Origin of the sequence: Priestia sp. P5 (genome assembly GCF_029522155.1) — a bacterium.
GTDB classification, from domain to species: Bacteria; Bacillota; Bacilli; order Bacillales; family Bacillaceae_H; genus Priestia; species Priestia megaterium_E.
This window is the reverse complement of the sequence record NZ_JAKWFJ010000001.1, coordinates 1,553,180-1,577,162: the sequence shown is the minus strand read 5'-3', so window position 1 is coordinate 1,577,162 and position 23,983 is coordinate 1,553,180. Positions and strand designations below refer to the sequence as shown.

At 38.4% G+C, this 23,983-nt stretch carries 29 protein-coding genes; 14 read left to right on the top strand and 15 right to left on the bottom strand.

Going from position 1 to position 23,983, the window contains the following annotated elements; genetic code table 11:
- Positions 1 to 396 precede the first annotated feature (396 nt).
- The 3 genes from MMB69_RS08655 to MMB69_RS08645 all read right to left on the bottom strand — a co-directional run bounded on the left by MMB69_RS08655 (position 397) and on the right by MMB69_RS08645 (position 2,263).
- The gene (locus tag MMB69_RS08655; protein ID WP_025751110.1) at positions 397 to 975 is read right to left on the bottom strand and encodes a hypothetical protein; all 579 of its coding nucleotides are present in this window, start codon (positions 973 to 975) and stop codon (positions 397 to 399) included.
- 308 nt (positions 976 to 1,283) lie between these two features.
- Positions 1,284 to 1,631 (bottom strand): rhodanese-like domain-containing protein, encoded by a 348-nt coding sequence (locus MMB69_RS08650; RefSeq protein ID WP_221784230.1) that lies wholly within the window; start codon positions 1,629 to 1,631, stop codon positions 1,284 to 1,286.
- Positions 1,632 to 2,110: 479 nt separating this feature from the next.
- Positions 2,111 to 2,263 carry a hypothetical protein gene (locus MMB69_RS08645; RefSeq protein ID WP_221784228.1) on the bottom strand — a complete coding sequence of 51 codons (153 nt, stop codon included), beginning with the start codon at positions 2,261 to 2,263 and terminating at the stop codon, positions 2,111 to 2,113.
- A gap of 508 nt (positions 2,264 to 2,771) precedes the next feature.
- Between MMB69_RS08645 and MMB69_RS08640 the strand changes: the two genes are divergently transcribed.
- The 6 genes from MMB69_RS08640 to MMB69_RS08615 all read left to right on the top strand — a co-directional run bounded on the left by MMB69_RS08640 (position 2,772) and on the right by MMB69_RS08615 (position 8,254).
- A complete protein-coding gene (locus MMB69_RS08640) occupies positions 2,772 to 3,200 on the top strand; it encodes a PAS domain-containing protein (protein ID WP_277447587.1) in 429 nt (142 codons plus the stop codon).
- A 298-nt stretch (positions 3,201 to 3,498) separates the two neighbouring features.
- Positions 3,499 to 3,858, top strand: a complete 360-nt coding sequence (locus MMB69_RS08635) for an ArsR/SmtB family transcription factor (RefSeq protein ID WP_013057833.1) — start codon at positions 3,499 to 3,501, stop codon at positions 3,856 to 3,858.
- Positions 3,859 to 3,889: 31 nt separating this feature from the next.
- A complete protein-coding gene (locus tag MMB69_RS08630) occupies positions 3,890 to 6,448 on the top strand; it encodes a heavy metal translocating P-type ATPase (RefSeq protein ID WP_277447586.1) in 2,559 nt (852 codons plus the stop codon).
- Positions 6,449 to 6,506: 58 nt separating this feature from the next.
- Positions 6,507 to 7,127 carry a class I SAM-dependent methyltransferase gene (locus tag MMB69_RS08625; protein WP_277447585.1) on the top strand — a complete coding sequence of 207 codons (621 nt, stop codon included), beginning with the start codon at positions 6,507 to 6,509 and terminating at the stop codon, positions 7,125 to 7,127.
- Between the two features lie 84 nt (positions 7,128 to 7,211).
- Entirely contained in the window at positions 7,212 to 7,718 is a 507-nt protein-coding gene (locus MMB69_RS08620) for a PCYCGC motif-containing (lipo)protein (RefSeq protein ID WP_277447584.1), read from the top strand.
- Positions 7,719 to 7,936: 218 nt separating this feature from the next.
- A complete protein-coding gene (locus MMB69_RS08615) occupies positions 7,937 to 8,254 on the top strand; it encodes a DUF3243 domain-containing protein (protein ID WP_013083905.1) in 318 nt (105 codons plus the stop codon).
- 47 nt (positions 8,255 to 8,301) lie between these two features.
- Here MMB69_RS08615 and MMB69_RS08610 read toward each other — a convergent pair whose 3' ends face one another.
- The 6 genes from MMB69_RS08610 to MMB69_RS08585 all read right to left on the bottom strand — a co-directional run bounded on the left by MMB69_RS08610 (position 8,302) and on the right by MMB69_RS08585 (position 13,292).
- On the bottom strand, positions 8,302 to 9,147 hold the full coding sequence (locus MMB69_RS08610) for an N-acetylmuramoyl-L-alanine amidase family protein (RefSeq protein ID WP_221784220.1): 846 nt from the start codon (positions 9,145 to 9,147) through the stop codon (positions 8,302 to 8,304).
- Positions 9,148 to 9,364: 217 nt separating this feature from the next.
- A complete protein-coding gene (locus MMB69_RS08605; RefSeq protein ID WP_221784366.1) occupies positions 9,365 to 9,523 on the bottom strand; it encodes a hypothetical protein in 159 nt (52 codons plus the stop codon).
- 129 nt (positions 9,524 to 9,652) lie between these two features.
- Complete coding sequence (locus tag MMB69_RS08600) at positions 9,653 to 10,276, bottom strand: LysE family translocator (protein ID WP_013057840.1); 624 nt, start codon at positions 10,274 to 10,276, stop codon at positions 9,653 to 9,655.
- Positions 10,277 to 10,391: 115 nt separating this feature from the next.
- The gene (locus MMB69_RS08595) at positions 10,392 to 10,571 is read right to left on the bottom strand and encodes a hypothetical protein (protein WP_221784218.1); all 180 of its coding nucleotides are present in this window, start codon (positions 10,569 to 10,571) and stop codon (positions 10,392 to 10,394) included.
- A 137-nt stretch (positions 10,572 to 10,708) separates the two neighbouring features.
- Positions 10,709 to 12,352: an APC family permease gene (locus tag MMB69_RS08590; protein WP_277447583.1), complete on the bottom strand. Its 1,644-nt coding sequence runs from the start codon at positions 12,350 to 12,352 to the stop codon at positions 10,709 to 10,711.
- A 382-nt stretch (positions 12,353 to 12,734) separates the two neighbouring features.
- A complete protein-coding gene (locus MMB69_RS08585) occupies positions 12,735 to 13,292 on the bottom strand; it encodes a thioredoxin family protein (RefSeq protein ID WP_221784214.1) in 558 nt (185 codons plus the stop codon).
- A 349-nt stretch (positions 13,293 to 13,641) separates the two neighbouring features.
- On the opposite strand from MMB69_RS08585, the gene MMB69_RS08580 reads away from it, so the two are divergent.
- The 3 genes from MMB69_RS08580 (at position 13,642) to MMB69_RS08570 (ending at position 15,976) form a co-directional block, all read left to right on the top strand.
- Positions 13,642 to 13,773 carry a hypothetical protein gene (locus MMB69_RS08580; RefSeq protein WP_013057845.1) on the top strand — a complete coding sequence of 44 codons (132 nt, stop codon included), beginning with the start codon at positions 13,642 to 13,644 and terminating at the stop codon, positions 13,771 to 13,773.
- A gap of 342 nt (positions 13,774 to 14,115) precedes the next feature.
- Positions 14,116 to 15,249 (top strand): processed acidic surface protein, encoded by a 1,134-nt coding sequence (locus MMB69_RS08575; RefSeq protein WP_221784212.1) that lies wholly within the window; start codon positions 14,116 to 14,118, stop codon positions 15,247 to 15,249.
- A 1-nt stretch (position 15,250) separates the two neighbouring features.
- A complete protein-coding gene (locus MMB69_RS08570) occupies positions 15,251 to 15,976 on the top strand; it encodes a class D sortase (protein ID WP_277447582.1) in 726 nt (241 codons plus the stop codon).
- Positions 15,977 to 16,005: 29 nt separating this feature from the next.
- Here the strand turns inward: MMB69_RS08570 and MMB69_RS08565 are convergent, their stop codons facing one another.
- Positions 16,006 to 16,797 (bottom strand): sulfite exporter TauE/SafE family protein, encoded by a 792-nt coding sequence (locus MMB69_RS08565; protein WP_013057848.1) that lies wholly within the window; start codon positions 16,795 to 16,797, stop codon positions 16,006 to 16,008.
- A gap of 312 nt (positions 16,798 to 17,109) precedes the next feature.
- Between MMB69_RS08565 and MMB69_RS08560 the strand changes: the two genes are divergently transcribed.
- Entirely contained in the window at positions 17,110 to 17,679 is a 570-nt protein-coding gene (locus tag MMB69_RS08560) for a GNAT family N-acetyltransferase (protein WP_013083913.1), read from the top strand.
- Positions 17,680 to 17,806: 127 nt separating this feature from the next.
- Here the strand turns inward: MMB69_RS08560 and MMB69_RS08555 are convergent, their stop codons facing one another.
- The gene (locus MMB69_RS08555) at positions 17,807 to 17,944 is read right to left on the bottom strand and encodes a hypothetical protein (RefSeq protein WP_193377160.1); all 138 of its coding nucleotides are present in this window, start codon (positions 17,942 to 17,944) and stop codon (positions 17,807 to 17,809) included.
- A gap of 127 nt (positions 17,945 to 18,071) precedes the next feature.
- Positions 18,072 to 18,896, bottom strand: a complete 825-nt coding sequence (locus MMB69_RS08550; protein WP_277447581.1) for a 5'-nucleotidase, lipoprotein e(P4) family — start codon at positions 18,894 to 18,896, stop codon at positions 18,072 to 18,074.
- Positions 18,897 to 19,312: 416 nt separating this feature from the next.
- Here MMB69_RS08550 and MMB69_RS08545 point away from each other — a divergent pair, with 416 nt between their 5' ends.
- A complete protein-coding gene (locus MMB69_RS08545; protein WP_098248079.1) occupies positions 19,313 to 19,945 on the top strand; it encodes a YitT family protein in 633 nt (210 codons plus the stop codon).
- Between the two features lie 40 nt (positions 19,946 to 19,985).
- Here the strand turns inward: MMB69_RS08545 and MMB69_RS08540 are convergent, their stop codons facing one another.
- Entirely contained in the window at positions 19,986 to 20,984 is a 999-nt protein-coding gene (locus MMB69_RS08540) for an NADP-dependent oxidoreductase (RefSeq protein WP_277447580.1), read from the bottom strand.
- A gap of 128 nt (positions 20,985 to 21,112) precedes the next feature.
- On the opposite strand from MMB69_RS08540, the gene MMB69_RS08535 reads away from it, so the two are divergent.
- Entirely contained in the window at positions 21,113 to 21,340 is a 228-nt protein-coding gene (locus MMB69_RS08535) for a hypothetical protein (RefSeq protein ID WP_251621645.1), read from the top strand.
- Between the two features lie 243 nt (positions 21,341 to 21,583).
- Positions 21,584 to 22,042, top strand: coding sequence for a GyrI-like domain-containing protein (locus MMB69_RS08530; protein ID WP_264407949.1), 459 nt, complete (start codon positions 21,584 to 21,586; stop codon positions 22,040 to 22,042).
- A 28-nt stretch (positions 22,043 to 22,070) separates the two neighbouring features.
- On the opposite strand, the gene MMB69_RS08525 is transcribed toward MMB69_RS08530, so the two are convergent.
- Both MMB69_RS08525 and MMB69_RS08520 read right to left on the bottom strand, forming a co-directional pair.
- A complete protein-coding gene (locus MMB69_RS08525; RefSeq protein WP_221784203.1) occupies positions 22,071 to 22,544 on the bottom strand; it encodes a hypothetical protein in 474 nt (157 codons plus the stop codon).
- Positions 22,545 to 22,642: 98 nt separating this feature from the next.
- Positions 22,643 to 22,768 carry a hypothetical protein gene (locus tag MMB69_RS08520; RefSeq protein ID WP_016764808.1) on the bottom strand — a complete coding sequence of 42 codons (126 nt, stop codon included), beginning with the start codon at positions 22,766 to 22,768 and terminating at the stop codon, positions 22,643 to 22,645.
- A gap of 301 nt (positions 22,769 to 23,069) precedes the next feature.
- Here MMB69_RS08520 and MMB69_RS08515 point away from each other — a divergent pair, with 301 nt between their 5' ends.
- Positions 23,070 to 23,954, top strand: a complete 885-nt coding sequence (locus MMB69_RS08515) for a YitT family protein (protein WP_028409242.1) — start codon at positions 23,070 to 23,072, stop codon at positions 23,952 to 23,954.
- Positions 23,955 to 23,983 lie beyond the last annotated feature (29 nt).

The following is a 23,983-nucleotide window of genomic DNA, read 5'->3' as shown; positions in this document are numbered from 1 at the left end:
TATTTTTTTATATTAAAAATATTCTAATATAGTGACTGTACCAATGGGGTTAGAGTGCTTCAACCTTGCGATATTCTATCACATAATTTGGTATGAATAAATGTAAATAAAAGGATTCAGCTCCCATTTCTTAACTATTTCTTTAGGAATAACTGCAAAATTAGCTTTGTATGTTTGCTTCAACATTGATATATCAATACACATCGACATAATTGAATATTTTGTGACAAATTTTCAAAGAAAATGTGACGCCTTGTATGAAACTTATTTTGCCCGTTAATTCCCCTTTACTTTGTAGCAAATATTTGATTTTTTTGCTTAAAATTCTTTCTTTCGAAAATATGAACAAAACGTGAATTTTTTTAAAAAGCTTTTATTATAGAAAAAAGCTGCGTGTTATTCACGCAGCTCTTGATCCATAAATTCTTTAACCGTGATATCATCCCCTGCTTTATCTAGCAGCGTTGTCGTTGCTGGAAACGGATGTTTAATATGACTCGGTATCTTTTCATACAGCACAAAATAATCACTTTTTGGAACCGCGGCATCAATTGTATATGTATCGTGCACCAAAGCCGCCTTTACTCGCTCAATTTGTTTACTTCTATTTGTTCCGGTAAACAGCGCATATGTCCCTTTATTTGTATGGATATCATCATAATCCACTAAATTGCTCATTTTGGTACTGACTTCAATACGCAGGCGTTTGTTCCATCCTTGCTTCAATACGGCCATTCCTTCTTTATCACCAGGTATGGAGAATAAGGCTATGTATGTATTAGAGTGATCAACCCGTTTAAAATCTTGCAGCGTAATCTTTGCAGAACCATCAATACTTTCTTTATGCTCCCAATTTCGCAAATGCTGCTGCACACTTGCAGCATTGTTTTCAATCGGATATCGAATCATCTCATACGCAACAATTACAACCGCTATACAAATGAACAGAAATAGCAACCGCTTTATCTTTCGCACATCTATTCACCTTCCTTAGCTTACTCCCCTTTTATGTAATTGCCTAAATTATAACTTCCTATTAAACCTCTGTCTATGCACTAGGAGAACTACGTTTTTTTTTACCACAAAAGGGATTTTTCAAACCTTTTGTCATAAAAATACGCTAAAAGACTCAGTAGCTGTTGAACCAAAAGAAACCGGTCCCTGCCCCTCTTCTTATCTTCATAACAAAAAAAGATACCCATTTTGACACAGGTATCTTTTAGCTTATATATCACAGCTTTCCAAAAGGAAACCCTATAAAGGGTCATTTGCTGTTCTTTTTATTACACACATCTTTCCGCACACATGTATCCCTTGACCTGATACCCATGTTTTTTGAGCTGCCGAATGCTTAAATTTCGGGAAATGCTGTCAGGAACAATTACGACCACTTCTTTATATGGAATTTCCTCATGCTGTCTCTCTAAATAAGGAAGCGGAATATGAATTGCTTTTTGACAGGGGTTTTGTTTCATTTCATGAAAATGACGAACATCTACATACGAAACCGTTGTAGAAGCACAGTCGACGGTCGTCACTTTCTTTATTCCCTGCACCGGCACATAGCGTTTATAAAAACTGTAACAAATTAATAAAAGTAAAATACCTATGCTCATATATAGTATCGCCATGTTTTCCTCCCAATTAATTTCTATACCCCTGTATGTATACTATATTCAAAAGAAAGAATCAACACAGAAGCACTCTATCTCATTTCTCTCTGTAAGAAAAATGGTCTTTTTACACTTTATTATGAAACCACAATAAAGTGACGAAATCAATCATTATTTATTTTGATTTTTCGAAAGATTTAAATACTAGTAAACAGATCGTTTTTTCTTATTATAATGAAGAAACACAAAATTTTTATTTTCATTTCCCCTTTTCTTTCCCGTTAAAACTGCGGTTCGCTTATGAGTAATATAGTAGAACCAATGTTGCAAGAACGTTAGAAAAATGATCCTAAAAATGAACGATGCGAGATAGGATAGTATGAACACGTGAAGCGAGAGACTATATTGTGATTGGCTCAGAAAAATACGAGTTAACTTAAAAATGCGCTATACACAAAAAAGGAAAGCTTCGGAAACGAAAGCTTTCCTTTCTTAGATTAATCTCCATCAAGGTTTGCCCGACAATTGTTATGAGACAAAGAGGTACTTTGTGCTTCATGCTGGTTTTTCTCACCCTGCATTGTCATATCATCTTTTTCCGTTCTCCCTTTAGCGATGTGTTTAGTTTTATTTCCTTGGTTTAATGTCATGTTCATTCCCCTTTCTGGTGGATATAGTGTATGAAAATAACTCACACGCCATAAGAGGAAATGATATGAAAAAGCCACTCTTAAATTGAGTGAGCTTTCTGCCTAAAACTGCTTTTTCTTTTATTGCTGAATCCGCATGAAAGGATATTCTCTATTTTAAACGTTCGTTTCTCGTTCCTTAGTAAGCACCAAGCTTTTACGCTCTGAGGATAAATTTTATACACAATAATAAATCGCTGGGTCAAACATCCTTTATCGTCCATATAAATAATTTCAACAGGTCGTTTTGAAGAGTAGCTTTCTTGAAGTAGCTGTCGCATAGAATTCGCTCCTTTAATTTTTAGTTTACCGAACTTATGTTCTTTTTTTCAAGTGTTTTAAACTGAATAATTCTTTAGCTTTTACAGCTTAAAACGGGGAAAAGCATGGGGAAAATAATAAAAATCATACAAATATTAGGTAATTGTGATATGGTAAAAGGGATTACTTAAGTTGGGAGAGGTGCATGATGGAAAGTAACATACTTAAATGGATCCCCGTTCCTTACTTTCAATTAAATCAAGAAGGTGAAATCCTTCATTTTTCTAGTCAAGCACATTCTTATTTTTCTTCAGTCTCCAGTCTGTGGAGCATTATTCATAAAGACGACCGGAAACAAGCAATGTGGATGCTGTCACAGCACTCCTCATCTAACCCCATCATCAGGCATTTGCGTTTGAGAACGACCGATGATACATTTGCGAATTTTAAATGCACGATTCATTGGAAAAATGGTGTAGGGCATTTAGTATGTACCGAAAAGAAGAATGTCAAGGATCCGTTAGATGTTGTATTATCTGCTCAATCCTATTTAGAAAACTCGGACAAACGATTAAAAGAGTCGGACAAGGTGTTAAATAATTCAGCAGATTTATTATTTAACCGATTAAAACGCTAATTAAGTAAACAAAGTCTAAGCTGTATTCCATTATTTCTATCATTTTTAAAATCATTAAAAGGCTACCTACAGGGGTGGCTTTTTGTTTTGGCCTCATGTAAAGTCATTCTCTTTTCGCCCGCACCATTTAGTACAGAGTACATACACTAATAGGCATACTTTCCATATTTATTCTTCCTATATTTATGTTTTGCTCAGAAAAAAATTCCGAATAATCAATAAATGTTTGAACATTTTTCAAAATTGACATATATTATAAACAAACAATCATTTGAATGTTTGAATGAAGGAGGAAATTATGCCAAAAGACCGCTGTGATATTTATTGTTTTAATGAAGAAAAAGTGAATCGTATTAAGCCTGCTATCGATGCCGAAGCTGTTCAAGGTGTTTCTGCCCTGTTCAAAGCGTTAGGAGATGAAACGAGGCTTAAAATCGTCTTGGCTCTGTATAAAGGCGAGGAATTATGTGTATGTGACGTAGCCAATATTGTAGGCTCTACAGTTGCGACTGCTTCTCATCACTTAAGACTGCTGCGTAATATAGGAATTGCCAATTATCGCAAAGAAGGAAAGTTAGCTTTTTATTCTTTAAGAGATGCACATATTAAACAAGTAATTGATATCATGTTTGCTAAAAAAGAAGACGTAACTATTTAAGTTTTTCTTACCGTATAGGGAGTGGGACACAATGAAACACGAAGATAAAAAAAATCATCAGCATACCGGAAACTGCTGCAGCGGATCTTCTTCACCAGAAATTGAAAGCAAGACCTGCTGCTCCTCTTCTTCAGAAGCCGCATCTACTGAAGAGCCTTCTTCTTGCGGCACAAAGAGTCATGAACACAGTCACAGCTCCTGTTCAGATACGATTGCGTTAACGACCGATAAAAGCCAGCATTCCTGCTGCGGAGACCATGATATAGCAACAGGCGGCAACATAGAAGAAACGGCTGAATACCGCGTGTATGGAATGGATTGCCCTTCCTGTGCTGCTACCATTGAAAAAAGTTTAAAAACGTTAAACGATATTCAACATGTAGCAATCAACTACAATACAGGAAAGCTTCAAGTGGCGGCAACAAGCGAGTCAGCTCTGTCACTCATTCCAAACTCTGTGGAAAGACTGGGGTTTAGTATTGAGCCTATTCAATCAAACAAGAAAATGAAAACGTATTTGATTGAAGGAATGGACTGTGCAGCTTGTGCGAACACAATTGTGAATCATTTAAAAACAGTTCCTGCTGTCAAAGACGTACGCGTTAACTTTTCAACGGGAAAAGCACAAATTGAGCACGATAACGAAGCGGATGACATTATTAAAGAAGTATCTAAAGCTGGGTATACCGCTACTTTAATAACCAGCAGCAGGCAGCCTGCTGAATCTAGGCATCATAAAGGCCAAAACGGACCGATTGTTTTTTCGGGTATTCTCATCGCCTTAGGTTTTATCGGTTCTCATACAGGAATTGCTTCTTATATGACAACTGTACTGTACGCTATTGCTATGATTGTTAGCGGATATAAGCCGGCTAAAAGTGCTTATTACGGAATTAAAAGCCGTTCTTTAGACATGAATGTTTTAATGACCGTTGCAGCACTTGGAGCAGCTGTTATTGGTGAATGGCTTGAAGGTGCTACGGTCGTTTGGCTATTTGCTTTAGGCGTTGCTCTGCAAACAAGGTCGATTGAACAAACAAGAAACTCAATACGAGGTTTGATGGATTTAGCTCCTTCTGAAGCATGGGTGAAAGAAAATGGCCAGCTGATTAAAAAAGCAGCGGAAGATATTTCAATCGGTACTACGATTGTCGTAAAGCCAGGAGATCGAATTCCGCTAGATGGTGAAATTACAAACGGCGAATCCAGTATCAACCAAGCTCCTATTACAGGTGAATCTATTCCAGTTGATAAAGTAATCGGTGATGCTGTTTATGCAGGCACCATTAACGAAAGCGGATCGTTAGAAATTAAGGTAACAAAGCTAGTCGAAGATACGACGATTTCTAAAATTATTCATTTAGTGGAAGAAGCACAGGAGAAAAAAGCGCCTACTCAAGCATTTGTTGATAAATTTGCAACCATTTACACGCCTATCGTCTTTATTTTAGCTTTATTCATTATGGTCATCCCTCCCCTGTTTGATGGTGCATGGAGTGAGTGGTTTTACAAGGGGCTTGAATTATTAGTTGTGGCTTGTCCATGTGCGCTAGTCATTTCTACTCCTGTCGCTATTGTATCTGCGATTGGAAACGCGGCGAAAAATGGCGTGCTCATTAAAGGCGGGACGTTCTTAGAAAAAGCGGGTGCAATCAATGCGATTGCTTTTGATAAAACAGGAACGCTGACAGAAGGCAAACCAGCCGTTTCAGAGGTTGTTTCCCTTGCTACTGAAGAAAATCAGCTTTTAGCAATAACAAAAACGCTTGAAGATTATTCGAATCACCCCATTGCCCGCGCTATCGTGGATTATGCAGCGGAGAAGAAAGTCGTTTCTTTACAAGGATCAAATTTTAAAATCCTTACAGGAAAAGGCGTGCAAGCAACAATTCAAGAAACGGTTTATTACGCAGGTAATGCAAAATTATTCTCAGATTTAGAAACACCTCTATCCCACTGCTGGTCTCATATTGAAAAGCTTCAAAACGAAGGCAAAACGATTATTATTGTCGGAACAGCTAAAAGTGTTCTAGGCATTATTAGCGTAGCTGATACGATCAGACATACAACCGTATCTGCTTTAGAAAGCCTCAAACAAAACGGAATGCAGCAAATTGTGATGTTGACCGGTGATAACGAAGGAACAGCTAAAAGGATTGCCTTTGAGTCTCGGGTAGACCGCTATTTTGCTGATTTGCTGCCTGAAGACAAAGTAAAAGCCATACAGCAGCTTCAACATGAAGGGTATCAAACCGCTATGGTTGGAGATGGAATTAATGACGCCCCTGCCCTCGCAACTGCTGATCTTGGCATTGCAATGGGCGGTGCTGGTACTGATACGGCCATGGAAACAGCTGATATTGTCCTGATGGCAGACAATTTAGAAAAGCTTCCTCATACGATGAAGCTGAGCCGCAAAGCGTTAGCTGTCATCAAACAAAACATTTGGTTTTCTATTATTGTTAAAGTCATCGCCTTAGCCTTTATCTTCCCAGGGTGGCTTACTCTATGGATTGCCGTCTTAAGCGATACAGGAGCAGCGCTACTTGTTATTTTAAACAGTCTTCGCTTACTCAAAATGAAAAATTAAATGTAATCCATAAGCTTTCCAGCAGGCCTTGGAAAGCTTATTTTCTAGGAGGGTTTACGTGAATAACCGCTGGAATCAATTTATTTATAAGTGTTGGGCTCCTTTTTATGATGCGTTTTTTAATAACGGGATGTTTTATCGAGCCAGAAAAAAAGTCTTTCAAGACGTCCACTTTTCATCTGAACAGCGCATTTTATTTGTAGGTGTTGGAACGGGGGCAGATTTAGCTTTTATTCCTCATGAAGTAAATGTAACAGCCATCGACTATTCCAGTGAAATGCTTCAAAAAGCAAAAGATAAATACAAAAATCGATCTATAACCTTCCACCAAATGGACGCTCAGCAGCTAACATTCGACTCTTTTTCGTTTGATGTAGTTGTAGCAAGCTTAATTCTTAGCGTAGTACCTGATGCAGAGCAAGCTTTAAAAGAAATGACAAGAGTAGTAAAGCCTAAGGGAACTATTCTGATTTTTGATAAATTTGAAACTAAAAAGAAATCAGAGGCTTTTCCTAAAAAAATATTCCGCCCTTTCGTAAAATTACTGGGAACGGATATTGGACTCTCTTTTGAACATGTGTTTGAAGCAAGCCGGGATCAGCTTATCTTGAAGGAAAATTCAAGCGTCATGTTGAAAGGTATGTATCGGAAAATTATTTTGCAGAAAGTTGATGAATAAATTCAAAGACGAATGATGCCTGTTTAACATGATGGGTCTACATATTATTGTCTAGCTTTAATTGAAGAAAGGATGAACATTTTGATGATGAAATCAAAGGTCATAACAGTTGTCCTTGCAGCGAGCATGGTCTCCGGCTGCGGAAACGAAAGTGAAGAAAGTTCAAGCAGCAAACGTACAGAAGCAACACAACATGAAGAACATCAGCAGCACACATTAGGTGATAAACGAGAAGAAACAAAAAATAGTGAAACTCTTCCCTCTTTTCTGAGTGACAAGCCCGAAGATATGCAGCTTATTTATGCAGCCGCTGCTAAGCATCAAACCTTACTTGAAAACATTCCTTGCTACTGCGGATGTGGAGAAGAAGCTAATCATCAAAACAACTACGACTGTTTTATTTTTGAAAACAAAGGAAACGGCGCAGTGACGTGGGATGATCATGGAACAAAATGCGGTGTCTGTTTAGAAATAGCCGCTCAAGCTGTAGTAGACTACAGCAAAGGCAAAAGCATCGAAGACATTCGTCAAGAAATCGACGATAAATATAAGGAAGGCTATGCCACGCCTACTCCTACGCCCGAAGTATGATGTTTCAGTATAAAAATCAGTAAAAGACTTTGATTTCTTTATTCAAAGTCTTTTTTGTCCTTTTATTATCGGTTGATAAAATCTTATTTGACCTCACCTTTTTAAGTCCTTCTAAAACGCCATAATATAAAAATAACACATTCGGACGTTTATTTACTGAACCCTCAGGGAATATGCTTTCTAACACCCAAATATAACCATGAGAGGAGAAAAAAACTATGAGTAATTCTGTAGAAACAAATCATTCAGCAAAAGTTGAAGGAGCAATTAATTCTATGAGCGAGGAGAAAAAAGAGGATATTCTCTCTAGCTTCGAAGGATTTAAAAGTTATCTAGGGGACAAGGTCTCAAAAGGTGAAAAGTTAGGGATGAATGAGGAACAGCTGGCTAAAACAGCTCAAAAAGTAGCTGATTACCTTGCTAAGCATGAAGAGCCGCGCAATCGAGAGGAAAACCTGCTTCACGAACTGTGGAAGGTTGGAGACAAAGAACAGCAGCATCACCTTGCCCATATGCTTGTAAGATTAGTTCAATAAATAAAAAAGATGACACGCTGCCGTGTCATCTTTTTTATTTACAGATATTAAACAGCGGGAATGATAATTTGCTGGCCAATTTGTAATTTTGCAGGATCTACGCCGGGGTTTGCATCCTGCAGCTGCTGAACGGTCATGCTATATTTCTTCGCAATGCTATAAAACGTATCTCCTGCTTGTACAGTATACGTAGTGACAGGAAGAACAATTTGCTGACCAATTTGCAGTTTTGCAGGATCTACGCCAGGATTTGCATCCTGCAGCTGCTGAACGGTGATATTATACTTCTTTGCAATGCTATAAAATGTATCTCCAGATTGAATGATATAGAATGTAACTCCATTAGAAGGTAAGTTTAAATACTTAGCAATTCCACGCGCGTGCGCTTCGCCCACTTCCCGAAGAAACGTCGCGTTTTTTAATTTTTCAGCGTCGGCTGCCGTATCGATAAACAAGTTTTCTGTTAAAACAGCTGGCATATTTGTTTCACGCAGTACAGCGTAATTAGCCGTTTTTAAACCGCGATCTGCAATCGTCCCAAATTTGCGCATGGTTGGTAAAATCTCCGTGTGCAGCTCTTTTTGTAAAAGAGAAGATTGACTTCCCTCTTGTGATGGATACCGATACGTTTCGAATCCAGTACCTTCTCCAGCATTGATGTGCATAGAAACAAAAATATCCGCTCCCCATGCATTAGCCCGGTTCGCTCGATCTGATAATGAAACAAACACATCGGTTGAACGAGTTACTTGAACATCTACGGAATAGTTATGTTCTAAATACGCCCGCGCGTGTAGTACAAGCTGCAGCGTAATATCTTTTTCACGCAAATTATTTCCTAAAGCACCTGAATCTGTACCGCCGTGTCCTGCATCTAGCCATACTTTTTTCATATGAACCTTTCCTTTCAATCATAATATGAAAGAACTTGTGATTAACACTGGCTTTGCCTGATGTTTTATCTCTCATTCTATATATATATGTGATTGGACAAGAAGGGTTCGTCCCTTTAAAAATTGGAGAAAAATTACTCAAAAAACTGGATTTTGCTAGGCACTGGTGTTTTAAAGCACAAAATAAAGACGGCTAAATGAGCTAGCGTGAATCTCGTTACACCGCTGTTGATTTCCGTGCAAGACTTCGCTTTCCGCGGGCGGCCGGGGTGCCCCCTCGTCGCTTGCGATTCTGCGGGGTCTTACCTATTCCGCTTTTCGCGCAGGAGCCTTCGCCTTGCCCTCCAATCACCCAGCTAAAAGCGACTATATACATGAAACCTGCTTTTACCATAAACATAAAAAATCCGAACGAACTGGATTTATCTTTCGGATCTCCCTTTAACTAACCTATGTCCACGCCTTTTAATAGAGATAAAAAGCAGGTTCGCCATCTTATCTTCTGCTATTTCTCACTAAAAGCGATTTTTAAGCCAATAAGCGTAAAGATAGAGCCTTGCACGAGATTAAGCCGCTTAGACAGCGCTGGAGATTTCCGCAAAAACTCCCCTACTTTCCCTGCAAATAGACTAATTAACGTAAAAATAATCAGCGCTTGAACTAAAAATACAGCTCCATAAACAAGCATTTGCTGTGTGGCGTGTCCGGTTGAATGATTAACAAACTGAGGTAAAAGAGCAAGAAAAAAGAGCGAAACTTTTGGATTTAGGAGATTCATAATCACTCCTTTTTTATATAGCACCTTGTACTCAACAGCTTCTTTGTTTTCAACAGCGAGAGCGGAATCTTTTGCTGTAAACGTCTTATAAGCCAGATATAATAAATAAGCTGCTCCAGCGTATTTTACAATAGCAAACGCTAAAGCCGATTGATAGATAACAGCCGATAGACCCAATGTTGCTGCAGCTATATGACCAAGCAAGCCCGTACAAAGCCCTAATGAAGTCGAGATTCCTGCATATCTACCGTTTGATATGCTTTGTGCTAAAACAAATAAGTTATCAGGTCCAGGCATAACCGTAAGCAAAGCGGCTACGCCTAAAAAAGAAGTGATTGATACGATATCCATAAGTCGTTCTCCCCCTGCATGATTTTGCCCACCATTATAGCATTTTTTACTATCTAGTATTCAAAAAAATAAAATTTATCCACAAAAGAAGAGGCTGGAACATAACTAAATCAATCTAATCTAAAAACAAACAAATTGGATACATGAGCTGGACTGCTTGTGACACCGCAGTTGATTTCTGTGCAAGGCTTCGCTTTCCGCGGGCGGCCGGTGAGCCTCCTCGTCTCTTGCACTCCTGCGGGGTCTCATCCCTTCCGCTTTTCCCGCAGGAGTCTTCGCCTTGTCCTCCAATCAACTGCTAGAACCAACTATACACATAAAATCTATATTCAACATAACAACAAAAAAATACGAACTACCAATCAAAAAATAATTAATAGTTCGCATTTGACTTCAACTGAAATACTTTTGTCCCAGCCTCATTTTTACTACTTATTTAATTTGTTTTTCTATGATCTGTTCTTTAGCTGAGGCTGTCTGTGCTTCCGCTGCTTTCATTTCATTATTAACATCGATTGCTTCTTTTAAATACTCGGTTTTGTATCCGCTTTTAAGTGCCCAAGCATAAAAGAAAAGTGCAACAATTGCAATAAGACCCATATCCCAGCCGTATTTAATAATATTAAGTCCCCCGAACTTTTCACTTCCTATCCAAGAGATTGTCATCATACATAATAAGTAGACAATCATCCAAACGCCGGCTCGGAAGTTTTGACCAAAGCCTTTCCATTTTGATTTTGCTTGGTAGTAAAAATAAATTGGTAACCCTATTAAAATAATAAATAATACCTGTCCAGTTAACGGCCATCTTGCCCAGTAAAGAGTAAGTGAAGCAAAGATGAAGCCAAGAGGCGCTATTACATTTAACCCTTTTATACGTAAAGGTCTATAAAGCTCGGTCCCCGTTTTTCTTAACGTCATAGCTGTGATAGGACCAGTAAGGTATGAAATTAACGTAGCTACAGAAATAATTTCGGCTAATATTCCCCAGCCTCTAAATAAAAATAAAAAGATGAATGAGACAAATAGATTAAAAAACATGGCTTGACGAGGAACTCCATAAAGCGGATGAACTCGTCCCAATATATTCGGCAAATATTTATTTTTTTCCATACCATAAATCATGCGTGACGTGGTAGCTGTATACGTAATACCTGTTCCTGATGGCGATACAAAAGCATCGGCATATAACACAATAACAAGCCAGTTAATATTTAACGCAATTGCTAGATCGGCAAACGGCGAATTAAAGTTAAGATGACTCCATCCTTTTACGATTTCTGAAGGATTTACCGCTCCAATAAACGCAATTTGAAGCAATACATAGATCACGGTTGCAATTAAAATTGAGCCTACTACTGCAATCGGAATAGAGCGACCCGGATTTTTTGCTTCTCCCGCCATATTAATAGGGCTTTGAAAACCGTTAAAAGCAAACACAATCCCAGACGTAGCAACAGCTGTCAAAACGCTTGCCCATCCATTTGGAGCAACGCCTCCTGCAGAGGAAAAGTTTCCGCCGTGAAACCCTGCGAATAAAAGAGCACCAATTGTAAGCCCTGGAATCACAATTTTAAAAACGGTAATAAGTGAATTAGCTTTCGAAAATAAGCCTACGGTCCAGTAATTTAAAAGAAAATAAATGATTAATAGTCCTGTAGCAATAGCTAAACCTTTTCCGGTAAGAATCCCGTTTTCTACTAAACTGCCTGTCCATTTCGCCCACTCCCAAGGCCATGAACTCATATACTGAACAGAAGCAACGGCTTCAACAGGAATAACCGATACGATTGCAATCCAGTTTGCCCAAGCCGCAATAAAGCCCAGAAATGAGCCGTGCGAGTACTGCGTATACTTAACCATACCTCCTGCTTCTGGAAACATTGATCCTAGTTCACTGTAAGAAAGAGCTATAAATAAAATAACAACCATTCCAATAATCCAAGAAGCAATTGCTGCGGGACCTGCAATTTGAGCAGCTCTCCATGCCCCAAACAGCCATCCTGATCCAATAATAGATCCAAGACCAACCATCATGAGAGAAAACGTTCCCATTTTTCTATGTAAGCTATTCATGTATCTAACACCTTTCTTCTATATATTCTGAGAAGTGAGTCGTTAAGCGCTTTCATTAAATTTTAAAAAATAAAATTCATTTTGATCTCTAAAATGCTGCTTAAAAGTACTAACCAAAAGCTTTTACATTCATTCACACGTCCCCTTTCTTCATTTATTATTTGTTATTATATCATCATCAAGTTAAAAAGTACGCGTTTCGAATAAAAAATATTTTTATTTTTAGAATTTTATGCGTTTTCCCAATTAAAAGTGCGCGTTTAGAACACTAACATTCATAAAAGCAGCCTTTTCATTAAAGTGATATATAAACGATTTTGTTGCAATAACCAGAAAAAAAGCAAGATAAAATGAAGCGCTCATTTTACCTTGCTTTTTTAAGTTATTTCACAACAGCTAATACCGTTTCTTTAAAGCTGTTATAAACATACGACCACAGAGCCGGTTCCTCTTTATATCTTGTTCGTAACGAAGAAAAGACTTCTTTTTGCTTTTCTTCAAACGACGGATCTTCTTTTGAAGGAAGCGTGGCACGAAGCTCATCGACAATTTTCTGAACTTCGGGAGCACGGGGGCCCCACTTTCCAAGTAACGTACCTTCATTATTAAAAATTAAAATAATCGGAATAGCACGTCCTCCGTTTGTTAAGTGACGGTCAATTAATTCAGTGTCTGCATCTCGCAGTGCAACGCGCACATCAATACCAGCAGCTTCAGCTACTTTACGAATGATTGGGTTAATCATCATCGCATCTCCGCACCAATCTTCAGTAATCGCTAAGAAGTGAAGCTTGTGAGCCTTTAATTTGTCAGCCAGTCCATCTTTAGGAAGCTGAAATTGTTCATAAACAGCTAAACTTTCTTCTTTTAATGTACTCATGTCGTTCATATATGTTTGAATTGATTTTCCTTCTTCAAAATACTGCTGTTCTGTTTTCATCAAAATCCCTCTTTCTTTTTTGTATACGAATAGATGAGATGTAAAAATACGGTTTACTCTTTCCTCTACGCACTACTAGTATAGCTTTTAAGCACAGCGAATCAAAATATAAAAGCCAGCGCGTTTTTTTAATTCCGTTTTTTAGCCTGCGACAGGATTTACAAAACTTCAATTTAAAAACAGCACATTGAGATGTTATAAAAAAAGAGAATGGGGTACATGTACACTATCAATGTAACAAATTTTAAATCTTTGTGAATATTTGAGAATGTTTATTGTGTAACCGTCATCTTTTGATTATGATAATGATATGTTAGCTACTTGACTAAATATGGAGGATGAGGCAAATATGAATCAATCCCCGCATGAAAAGCGAAAAAAACGCAAACAGTTTGTAGAACGTTTAAGGCTAAAAGGAATCAAAATAGAGCTGACAAAACCGCGCTCTCACTTTTCTTCACTATCCTTACTAAAATCATAACTCGTAGCCACCTTTTTTTAAAGCGGAACGGTATCGAATTTCAACTATCTATGCTAATGCTTACATATCATTTCAAAAAGAACAGCTTCTAAGTGCTGTTCTTTTTTGATACTTTTTTATATTTCTGCTCTGTCAAAAAAAATTATAAACCTTTTTCTTTATTTCCTCTTTTTCTATCTGGGGCTTTCCTCTCCCTTTTATACGGGATTCTCAAAATCTATAGTTCTATAATTCCCTTAAATTACCACTATATTCAAGCTATATATAATATAAGTATATATTGTAAATTTATAACTCTTACTATATAATCTTGTAGAAAACGTAAAAAAAAGGAGAAAATTGATGAAAAAACTGGGGGCAATACTATTATCATTTCTGCTGTTTGTTGGCGTATTTCCAACGTCTTCATTCGCAGCCGCGTCAACATTTGACGCAGACTTCAACAAATATTTAAAATCGGTAAGCCAAACGCGAGGTTTTGAAGTAACCAAAGACGACGTTGAATATTCACTTTCACTGTATGACGATAGTCTTGAAAACTACGATACAATCGCAGATTTAGAAGATTTTCTAGGTGAACCGATTGCAGCTGACTTACATAACCTGCAAGATGTGTATGCAGATTTTGACTTAGACAAAACAAGCTTAAATGCGTTATTAAAAGAGAACGGCCAAAGCTTAGACGATTATGTGTATCTAGATGATTTATATGAGGATGTTGGCTTCTATCTAGAAGGCGACGACTGGTATGAAGATGATGAGTCATATGACGAAGAAGACGCTTCTTACGATGATGAATTAAGCGAAGAAGATTTAAGCGGCTTACTATCATTTATGCAATCCGAATTAGGCTTAACTTCAGAAGAGTTAAATCGAATTGAAGCACATTTTACATCGTTAGAAGATGAGCTTTCAAATGAAGCAACGCTTAACCGCTTAGATCAATTAGGCGAGCGCTTAGCGGCATTCGAAGATTTTGATACAGCAACCGAATTATCTGCTGATCAAATCGCTGAATTAATGTCTATTTATAAAGAAATGCTATCAATCTTCCATTTAGACGCTAAGTTTTCACTTGTACAAGGCGGAAATGAAAGACCGCTTTCTCTTACTGATTTAATCAACTTAGAAGAATTAAAAAATGCAAGTCTAAAAATTTCTCTTTATACAACAGACGGTAAATTTTTAGCAGACATGGTGATTACAGGTGATATGTTTAATTCTGATATCATCACAGACACAGGAAAAGAAGTAGAAAAATCTGCTGAAGCTGTAGCAAAACCAGCTCAAGCGCAAAAACCAGCAGTAGAAAAGAAACAAGAACCTGTAAAGAAACAAACGAATGGCGCTGTACAAAAAACCGTTAAAGGCGGAAAGCTTCCGGAAACGGCTTCTAATTATGTAACAAATGCATTAATTGGATTAGTGCTTGTAGCAGCTGGCTTTGTTCTTTTCCGCAAAGTGAGACGCGCATAAAATGGAACCAAGAAAAACAAGAAGAACAATCAATCGCAAAAAGCGGTTGATTGTTCTTTCCCTTTTAACCGCCGTCATTTGCTTTGGTCTTTGGTTTACAACAACAAACGCCTATAAATTTGCAAGAGGCTATTTGGCATTTAAAACAATGGATACAGAAGAACCAGCCGCAGCTTCAGTTTCTAAAAGCAAGGATTCTACAACAGCGGACTCTTCTGCTGAAGCTTCTTCTGTTGAAGCTAAAAAAGCGGTACACTCTCGTACTGCTGGATCGGAAAAAAAGCCGAAAGTGTCAAATGTGTCTTACCCGAAACAGCCGAAAATCGGTGATTTAATGGGAGAATTATATATTCCTAAATTAAACGCTAAGCTGCCGATTTATCACGGTACGAACGAAGATGAATTAGAAAAAGGCGTGGGTCATTTTGCAGGAAGCGTGCTGCCTGGTCAAAACGACAATTCTGTTCTATCAGGACATCGCGATACGGTTTTTCGTAAGCTTGGAGACGTGGGTGAAGGCGATTCGCTCGTGGTGAACACGGCAGCAGGCACCTTCACATACAAAGTGAACAAAGTACGAATCGTTGATGCGGATGACCGGACTGTTATTGTACCAAAGCCTAGAGCCACTTTAACCGTCAGCACCTGTTATCCGTTTAATTACGTTGGTTCAGCACCTGAACGCTATATTTTAGTCGCTCACCTTGTGTCATCAACAACAAAATAAAAAAGCTGTCCTTAAAAAGGCAGCTTTTTTTAATGAATAGATTTCATTAGTAAATCAAACCATATTTTCAGCGAAGTCGCCGTAATAACGATCGCTAAGATAACTTGCAGCGACGCTACCTTCGTCTTTTGCCCAACAAAAGCACCGATTGGAGCTGCTAGTAAGCTTGCTCCAATAATCATAAGCGCCGGAAGCAAAAGGACTTGATGCGTCATTACTTTACCAAATGTTGTTCCCATAGACGAAATAAACGTCACGGCTAATGAGCTTGCAATCGTTACGCGCACAGGAATTTTTAATACGGTAATCATAATAGGAACAAGTAAAAATGCGCCCCCTGCTCCAACAATCCCCCCGCAAATTCCAACTAAAAACGCCAGAGCTGCTGCCAAAGGTTTTGAAAATGTCACTTCGAATGAATCGGCCGCTGGATTATTTTTTTTGGGCATAAACATTAATCCTGCAGCAATTGTTGCCATCACGCCGTAAATGAAATTGATCATTCCTTCTGAAAACGAGTTTGATAGCGTTGAACCAATGAGACTGCCAACTAAGACGCTGATACCCATATATAAAATTAACGGTTTATTCAAATAGCCGCCCTTTTTGTAAGCAAGAGCTCCTGAAACAGACGCAAACAGCGACTGTACGGCTCCTATACCAGCTACTTCGTGCGCGCTGAACATTCCCACTCCTACAAGAGGCGGAACAAATAGCAGCAGCGGGTACAAAACAACTGATCCTCCAATTCCAAGCATACCTGCTAAAAATGACCCGAAAAACCCGAGTGCAAATACCGTTATTAATAGTTGTACATCCATGTTTTTACCACCTGCTTTTATCAATCCAATGTCATGTTTGTTAGAAAGTATGTATACATACAACGCCTTATCTCTTCTTCCATTGTATCACTGTATATGCTTCTTTTCTGTAAAAATATTGATAAAAGTGCTTTCAATTATTAATTTTTTTAATCATTAAAATCCTATCGACTTGATGCGTTATTTACTTTTAGCTCAAACTTCCTCGTTCTCCTCTCTGTTACTTGTGGTAGAATAAAGAAAAACTAGATGTTAGAACTGCCTACACGCTACGCTTATCTCAGCAGGCCCATCATCACAGGAGGCTTTCGTATGTTTGAATACAAAATTGATGACGAAGTTAGTTTGCATTTGATTGAATCAACTGACGCTTTCCCCTTGCTTTCTCTTATTAACGAGTCAAGACCTTACCTAAAAGAATGGCTCCCATGGGTAGATAGCATGCAAAGTATTGCTGACTATGATGAACTCATCCCTGAATGGAGAGCTCAATATTATAATAACCAAGGGTTCCAGGCCATCATTCGGTACTACGGAGAAATCGCCGGGATGATTGGTTTTCACGGAATTAATTGGGGAAACAAAAGTACAAGTCTTGGCTATTGGATTGGACATGATTTTCAAGGAAAAGGTATTATGACAAGAGCCGTACACGGATGCCTGAATTATGCATTTAATACGTTAAACCTTCATCGAGTCGAAATACGCTGCGGCGTTAATAACGAAAAAAGTAAAGCCATTCCTACGCGTCTAGGTTTTACAGAAGAAGGCATTTGCAGAGAAGGTGAATATCTATATGATCACTACCATGACCTTGTGATTTATGGCATGTTAAAACACGAGTGGAAGCAAGCCCCTTATGCTCCTTGGCTTCTTTCTTAAAAAGCAGGATCATTTGGACAAGCTATCGCTTGAACTGACTATATTGGAAAAATTAAAAAGAGGTTGAAGACATAACGAAATGAATCCAGCCTAAAGACGAACAAATGAGATACATGAACCGAACCGCTTATGACACCGCAGTTGATTTCCGTGCAAGGCTTCGCTTTCCGCGGGCGGCCGCTGAGCCTCCTCGTCGCTTGCGCTTCTGCGGGGTCTCACCTGTTCCGCTTTTCCCGCAGGAGTCTTCACCTTGCCCTCCAATCACCTGCTAGAAGGAACAAGACAGATGAAACTATATTCACCATAACAAAAAAAACGAACGGTTGATCACATGCTGATCAATCGTTCGTTTTTCACTTGGGTTAAAATCCTTTTGTCCCAGCCTCTTTTTTTTAGTTGAAATACTGAAGCTGTTCGCGGCGAAGCTTATCTTTTTGTTTGTCCGAAATCGAGTAGTCGTAGTTATAAATAGCTCCTTCCCAATCTCCATACATTGGATTTGGAAATACGATCAGCTTTTGGCCAAACGCTTCTTTTTGCTCCTCTACAAGCTTATTTCGATCGTTAATCGACTTTTTATCAAAGCCGCTAAAATCAGATAAATTATCCCCAAATAGCAGGACTACATTATGATTTGTCGCTACTTTTTGACGGCGCGTTTCTTTTCCTTCATCTTTTGGACCCGTTAATAGCACATGGTCTTTGGTTGCTTGAGGAATATGTAAATTCTTTAGGTTTTTAATTGTTGCCTCAAGCTGAGAAGTTGTACGGCCCGAAATATAGTAAATATCTACGCCTTTTTGATCCGCATACGTCAAGAAATCAACAGCACCTGGTACTGCTTTCGCTTTTGCTGCTTGCACCCACTCATCCCACTTATAAGGAAATCCTTTTCCAGTTTTGATTGCTGATGCTTGAAATGGACTATTATCAAGCACGGTCTCATCTAAATCCAAAATAATGGCAGGCTTTTTATCGGTACTTTTTGCAAGCGCCTCACCTAAACGAAGCTTTCCTGTATTATAGCCTTGGTAATACAAAGCTTTCATTTCGCCGGATGTTTGGTACCAAGCGTCGGCCATGATTTGCTGATCAGCGAGGTGTTGAGCGGGTTCTTTTTTCTCAGCAGACACTTCTTTTTCCTGCTGAGGGGCACATGCTGTCATTGAAAAAACAAGTACAGCCACCCCTGTCAACGCTGATAATTTTTTATTCATTTCGCATCCACTTCCATCTCTACATATTTTCATACTAATAATGTTATATATTACCTAAATTAAACAAAAAATCAACTAAAATCCGAATTATATTTTGATTTTAGTTAAAATTGTTCGTTTCAACTAATGTTTCCTCCCTTTTTTTAACCGTTATCCAAATATTTGTTTATACATTTTCCAAAATCCGTTTTTCTCATTCTTTCTTTGTAATCTTTTTTTAGAAACATATTGGTTTATCAATCATTCACTTCAAAAAAACTTAATAAATCTGAATTATCTAACTTTTTATCTTGTGTTAGATTCTCTCACAAAAATGCTTTTTTTTGAAAAGATATATAGTAAAATAGATTTTGTGAATTAAAAGACGGTGTTTTCTATCGAAAGTATTGTATAAATATACAAAAGGGGATGGAGATATGAATCACGTAAAACAATGGGGATGGATTACCTTTGGCTGTTTGTGCGTTGCCATCGGAATTCAATTTTTAACCGCTTCTAACCTCGTTATTGGCGGAACAGCAGGACTTGGAATCGTCCTGCAGCATTTAACCGGTATTTCATTTGGGGTATTGTTTTTTATTATCAATTTACCATTTTATTTTATGGCTCTTACACAAATTGGACTTCAATTTACGATAAAAAGCTTTATCAGCGTTAGCCTGATGTCAGTGATGTCCGATTTATTAGCTGCCAACTTTTCTTTTGCGCTTCCGCATCCGCTTGTAGCTGCGGTTGTGGGAGGCGTTATTGTCGGCATTGGACTGATTTTTTTGTTTCGCCACGGCTCTTCTCTTGGCGGAATCAACATGCTATGCGTGTTTCTTGATAAACGATTTGGCATTAATCCAGGTAAAACAATGCTTTTGACGGATGTGTTGATTGTAGGCTCTGCAACGGTGGTATTCGGCGTAGTTCAAGTTCTTTATTCGTTAATCGGTATCTTCATCATGACAGGACTGCTTGGACGCTACCACAAACGCTCGCCAATCGAACGAACTGGTGAACATATGGAAGAAGAAGCGAAACAGCAAACGGCTTCAACCATGTAAAAAAAAACGTGCGGGAATGATCCCGCACGTTTTTTTACGCTTATTCTGCTACTTTTACAAGCTGTTTTCCTAAGTTTGCTCCTTCAAATAAACCAAGGAACGCTTCAGGTACATTTTCAAAACCTTCTACAACGTTTTCGCTGTACTTGATTTTCCCTTGCTGCACCCATTCGCCTAACTGCTTAATGCCTTCAGGGAATTTCTCTGCATAGTCCGCTACAATAAAGCCTTTCATTAACGCACTGTTAATTAATAAAGGTGTTTGAACACGTGGCCCAACGTCTTGTTTTTCTAAGTTATACAGTGAAATTTGGCCGCAAAGCGGAATGCGCGCAAATTTATTTAATAAGCTAACAACTGCATCTGAAATCTCTCCGCCGACGTTTTCAAAGTAAACATCAACGCCATTAGGACACGCTTCTTTCAACGCTTCTTTCACATTTCCTTTTTTATAATTAATCACTTCATCAAATCCGAGCTCATCTTTTAAATAAGCAATTTTATCTTCAGAACCTGCGATGCCCACAACACGTGCGCCTTTAATTTTAGCGATTTGACCAACAACAGATCCAACAGCACCTGCTGCACCGGAAACGACTACTGTTTCGCCTTCTTTTGGCTGACCGATTTCAAGCAGTCCAAAGTAAGCTGTGAGACCAGGCATACCAAGAACCCCGATAGCCGTTGTAATTGGCGCTAGCTCTGGATCAACTTTCTGTAAGTTTTTTGCTTCTGCAGCTGAATAGCGTTTCCAAGGAAGCATACCTGTCACGATATCGCCTTCTTTAAAGCGATCTGATTTTGATTCCGTTACGCGTGCTACAATGCCGCCTGCAAGCGGTGCGTTTAGCTCAAATGGAGGAACATATGATTTTGTATCGTTCATGCGTCCTCTCATATATGGATCAACAGAAAGGTAAAGTGTTTGAACAAGTACCTCGCCTTCTTTCGCTGTAGGCATTTCAATTTTTTCGTATTTAAACGTATCTTTTGTTGGCATTCCCTTTGGGCGTTCTGCTAATAAAATTTGTTCATTCATCGATATCGCTCCTTTTTATTTCTCTGTTTTTTGTAAAATGTGCTAAACTTACCTTTGTTATTTTAAATTATATATTGTGCACAACGCAAAAAATATGATTGTGCAATAACACCGAAGGAGAAAAAGACATGGAGCTAATTCGCTGTAAAGAAGATGTTGTAAAAAAACTAAACGAGTTTGTTGAAGTAACTCCCCCCGTTATTTTGTTTGAAAAAGGCAATATGTATCCGATTAAAATGGATATCAACTACAACTGGATTGCCACGGACGAACAAGGTCATGAGCATATTGTCGCTTCAAACACAAAGAATGTGCAGGACGACTACTGGTTTAGCTACCATTTTGACTTATATTAAGGAGTTTCCCGGATTTACTCTTCATAAAACGTTATATAAATAAAGTGTTGCATCACCAAAAACAGCGCGCGAATTCCCGCGCTGTTTTTAAGTAATAAATAGAGCAACTTAAGCATGGGTTTAAAGCTTTGCTTATGTTCCATTTTCTGCATCGATATCTACTTAAGATTATGTTACAATCACGGTAAAGTAATTTATGATTGATAGAATAAAAGCTAGAGCTTGAAAAATTCGAGGTGGATTATGCAAGGTAAAGTTGTATATAAAGAAGGATTTTCAGTGATAGGCATAGCAAAAAACGGAGAGTATCAAAAAGAGAATCTTTTGAAGCAAATACTTAAAGAAAAAGAAATGATTAGCACTTCAAAAGAACCTCATATGGTTACAGGCATTTGCATGGCTCCGAAAAAAGAAAACTATTTTTATATTGCAGGGACAGAAGTTGCTGATACGGCCTGTATTCCAAACGGTATGAGCGTTCATACGTTTCCTTCGTTTACATACCTGCTGTTTAAACACAGAGGTCCCATTACATCGCTCGGGTCGACGTACAACAGCATCTGGAATGAATGGCTGCCGAACTCTCCTTACAGCATGATTGAAGGTCCTGCTCTTGAAATTGTAAATACAGCTATACACAGCAATTTATATAGTGATACATATGAAATGGATATTTATATTCCCATAAAGCTGGGACAATAAAAAAGGTGAACTTATGTTCACCTTTTTCCTATTTTTGCAGCTGTTTATATAAATGATAAAGAGTAAAAACGCACTCTGGATGACGCTCTTTATGGTTAAAAAAGCCGTGGGGAAACATGAGTGAAAGATTCCCTTTTTCAATTCCGGTCACATACTTGTTTTCCATAAGCGGATATTCTTTTACAACCCAGCGCGCTTCGTCAATAGTAGACGTAACCACTTCACCAAAGTATACGCCCATACACTCTTCGAATTCTTCTTTTGTCATCGAAAAATAGTCAAAACAATTGCTGTCTTCTAGATCATAGTAAAGAAGCTCTAATATTTTCAAACTTTCATCTGTAAAATCAACGGTGAATTCATCTACCGCTTTGCTTATTTCATGAATGTAATTCATGCACTGTTCGCGCACTTGATGATAGTAATAGCTAGCTTCAAACTGATGTTCACACGTTACTAACGATTCTCCGTATGATGCTGTTAGATCATGATGCTTGCTCATGCTGACACCTCCACGCTAAGCTTATGGAGCAAGTATAACATTAACCAAGCTGCTATTGAGCATCTTCCATCAACAACCTATCCGTGGCAAAATTAGGTTCACTTTTTGCTCATTATTCTGCCGTACACAAATCCTCCGCTAACAAGAAGAATACCGCTAATTAATACGCTGCTTAGAAAGATTTGCGAATGCATCAAGTGATTATACATCATCCACACGCTCATTTCGTCATCTCCTTTTGGCTTTTTTAACTAGTATCCCCGATTTTCTTGGCGCACATGCCGGCATTTTCACTGTTTTTTCATCAATTTTCTATATAGTTAAAGCCGTGAAGCCAACTATCTTTTTTCATCGTTTTACTCCTTAAAAAGCCTGCTTATGACTCTAAAGCAGGCTTTTTTTATAGAGTGAAACAAGTAATTAAGCCGTCTATCCCCACTAATTGTGCATAGTAAGGTATAATTAAAGATAGTTTCACTTTTCTAAAGTGAGAAATACATAGGAGACATCAAAGGAGACATGCAAATGACAGAACTCGAAAAAGCGAAAATTCAGCACCGAAAGCTGTCCAAGGGACAGGTATTTGGTAGGGCCATCGCTATTGCGATCGGTGCCCTGCTCATGGCCACAGGACTTGAAATTTTTCTCGTTCCAAACCACGTTGTCGACGGAGGAATTACCGGTATTTCCATCATGCTTTCGCATATTACTGGCGTAAATCTAGGAATCTTTCTTTTTGTACTAAATCTTCCGTTTGTATTTATCGGATACAAGCAAATGGGAAAAACATTTGCCCTTTCCACTATTTTTGGCATACTGGTTGTATCCATCTTAACTTCTATGTTTCACCATGTCCCCGCGTTTACCGCAGACGTTCTTCTTGCTACCGTTTTTGGAGGGATTATTCTCGGAATTGGAATTGGACTCGTAATTCGCTACGGCGGAGCGCTTGACGGTACGGAGATACTTGCCATTTTAATCAGTAAAAAAATTCCGTTTTCTGTAGGAGAAATTGTGATGTTTTTCAATTTCTTCATTTTAGGAGCAGCGGGATTTGTGTTCACGTGGGACCGCGCCATGTATTCCATCCTTGCGTACATCATTGCGGCCAAAGCCATTGATACAGTTGTAGAAGGATTGGAAGAATCAAAATCAGCTTGGATTATTAGTGATCATTCTGATGACATCGGCGATGCGATTAATGCGCGTCTAGGTCGAGGCGTTACCTATTTGCACGGTGAAGGTGCTTATACGGGCGATGATAAAAAAGTGATTTTCTGCATCATTACGCGCCTTGAAGAATCAAAGCTAAAAACTATTGTTGAAGATTTTGACCCTACTGCCTTTTTAGCCGTTGCAGATATTACCGAAGTCCGCGGCGGACGCTTTAAAAAACGAAACATTCACTAAAAAAACGCGCAGAAAGCATGATGCTTTCT

Excerpts from the sequence above, each read along its gene's own strand:
- MMB69_RS08650 (WP_221784230.1), bottom strand. The coding sequence starts at position 1,631 with ATGGCGATACTATATATGAGCATAGGTATTTTACTTTTATTAATTTGT.
- MMB69_RS08645 (WP_221784228.1), bottom strand. The coding sequence starts at position 2,263 with ATGACATTAAACCAAGGAAATAAAACTAAACACATCGCTAAAGGGAGA.
- MMB69_RS08640 (WP_277447587.1), top strand. The coding sequence starts at position 2,772 with ATGGAAAGTAACATACTTAAATGGATCCCCGTTCCTTACTTTCAATTA.
- MMB69_RS08635 (WP_013057833.1), top strand. The coding sequence starts at position 3,499 with ATGCCAAAAGACCGCTGTGATATTTATTGTTTTAATGAAGAAAAAGTG.
- MMB69_RS08630 (WP_277447586.1), top strand. The coding sequence starts at position 3,890 with ATGAAACACGAAGATAAAAAAAATCATCAGCATACCGGAAACTGCTGC.
- MMB69_RS08620 (WP_277447584.1), top strand. The coding sequence starts at position 7,212 with ATGATGAAATCAAAGGTCATAACAGTTGTCCTTGCAGCGAGCATGGTC.
- MMB69_RS08615 (WP_013083905.1), top strand. The coding sequence starts at position 7,937 with ATGAGTAATTCTGTAGAAACAAATCATTCAGCAAAAGTTGAAGGAGCA.
- MMB69_RS08610 (WP_221784220.1), bottom strand. The coding sequence starts at position 9,147 with ATGAAAAAAGTATGGCTAGATGCAGGACACGGCGGTACAGATTCAGGT.
- MMB69_RS08605 (WP_221784366.1), bottom strand. The coding sequence starts at position 9,523 with ATGTATATAGTCGCTTTTAGCTGGGTGATTGGAGGGCAAGGCGAAGGC.
- MMB69_RS08600 (WP_013057840.1), bottom strand. The coding sequence starts at position 10,276 with ATGGATATCGTATCAATCACTTCTTTTTTAGGCGTAGCCGCTTTGCTT.
- MMB69_RS08590 (WP_277447583.1), bottom strand. The coding sequence starts at position 12,352 with ATGAATAGCTTACATAGAAAAATGGGAACGTTTTCTCTCATGATGGTT.
- MMB69_RS08585 (WP_221784214.1), bottom strand. The coding sequence starts at position 13,292 with ATGAAAACAGAACAGCAGTATTTTGAAGAAGGAAAATCAATTCAAACA.
- MMB69_RS08580 (WP_013057845.1), top strand. The coding sequence starts at position 13,642 with ATGAATCAATCCCCGCATGAAAAGCGAAAAAAACGCAAACAGTTTGTA.
- MMB69_RS08575 (WP_221784212.1), top strand. The coding sequence starts at position 14,116 with ATGAAAAAACTGGGGGCAATACTATTATCATTTCTGCTGTTTGTTGGC.
- MMB69_RS08570 (WP_277447582.1), top strand. The coding sequence starts at position 15,251 with ATGGAACCAAGAAAAACAAGAAGAACAATCAATCGCAAAAAGCGGTTG.
- MMB69_RS08565 (WP_013057848.1), bottom strand. The coding sequence starts at position 16,797 with ATGGATGTACAACTATTAATAACGGTATTTGCACTCGGGTTTTTCGGG.
- MMB69_RS08560 (WP_013083913.1), top strand. The coding sequence starts at position 17,110 with ATGTTTGAATACAAAATTGATGACGAAGTTAGTTTGCATTTGATTGAA.
- MMB69_RS08550 (WP_277447581.1), bottom strand. The coding sequence starts at position 18,896 with ATGAATAAAAAATTATCAGCGTTGACAGGGGTGGCTGTACTTGTTTTT.
- MMB69_RS08545 (WP_098248079.1), top strand. The coding sequence starts at position 19,313 with ATGAATCACGTAAAACAATGGGGATGGATTACCTTTGGCTGTTTGTGC.
- MMB69_RS08540 (WP_277447580.1), bottom strand. The coding sequence starts at position 20,984 with ATGAATGAACAAATTTTATTAGCAGAACGCCCAAAGGGAATGCCAACA.
- MMB69_RS08535 (WP_251621645.1), top strand. The coding sequence starts at position 21,113 with ATGGAGCTAATTCGCTGTAAAGAAGATGTTGTAAAAAAACTAAACGAG.
- MMB69_RS08530 (WP_264407949.1), top strand. The coding sequence starts at position 21,584 with ATGCAAGGTAAAGTTGTATATAAAGAAGGATTTTCAGTGATAGGCATA.
- MMB69_RS08525 (WP_221784203.1), bottom strand. The coding sequence starts at position 22,544 with ATGAGCAAGCATCATGATCTAACAGCATCATACGGAGAATCGTTAGTA.
- MMB69_RS08520 (WP_016764808.1), bottom strand. The coding sequence starts at position 22,768 with ATGAGCGTGTGGATGATGTATAATCACTTGATGCATTCGCAAATCTTT.
- MMB69_RS08515 (WP_028409242.1), top strand. The coding sequence starts at position 23,070 with ATGACAGAACTCGAAAAAGCGAAAATTCAGCACCGAAAGCTGTCCAAG.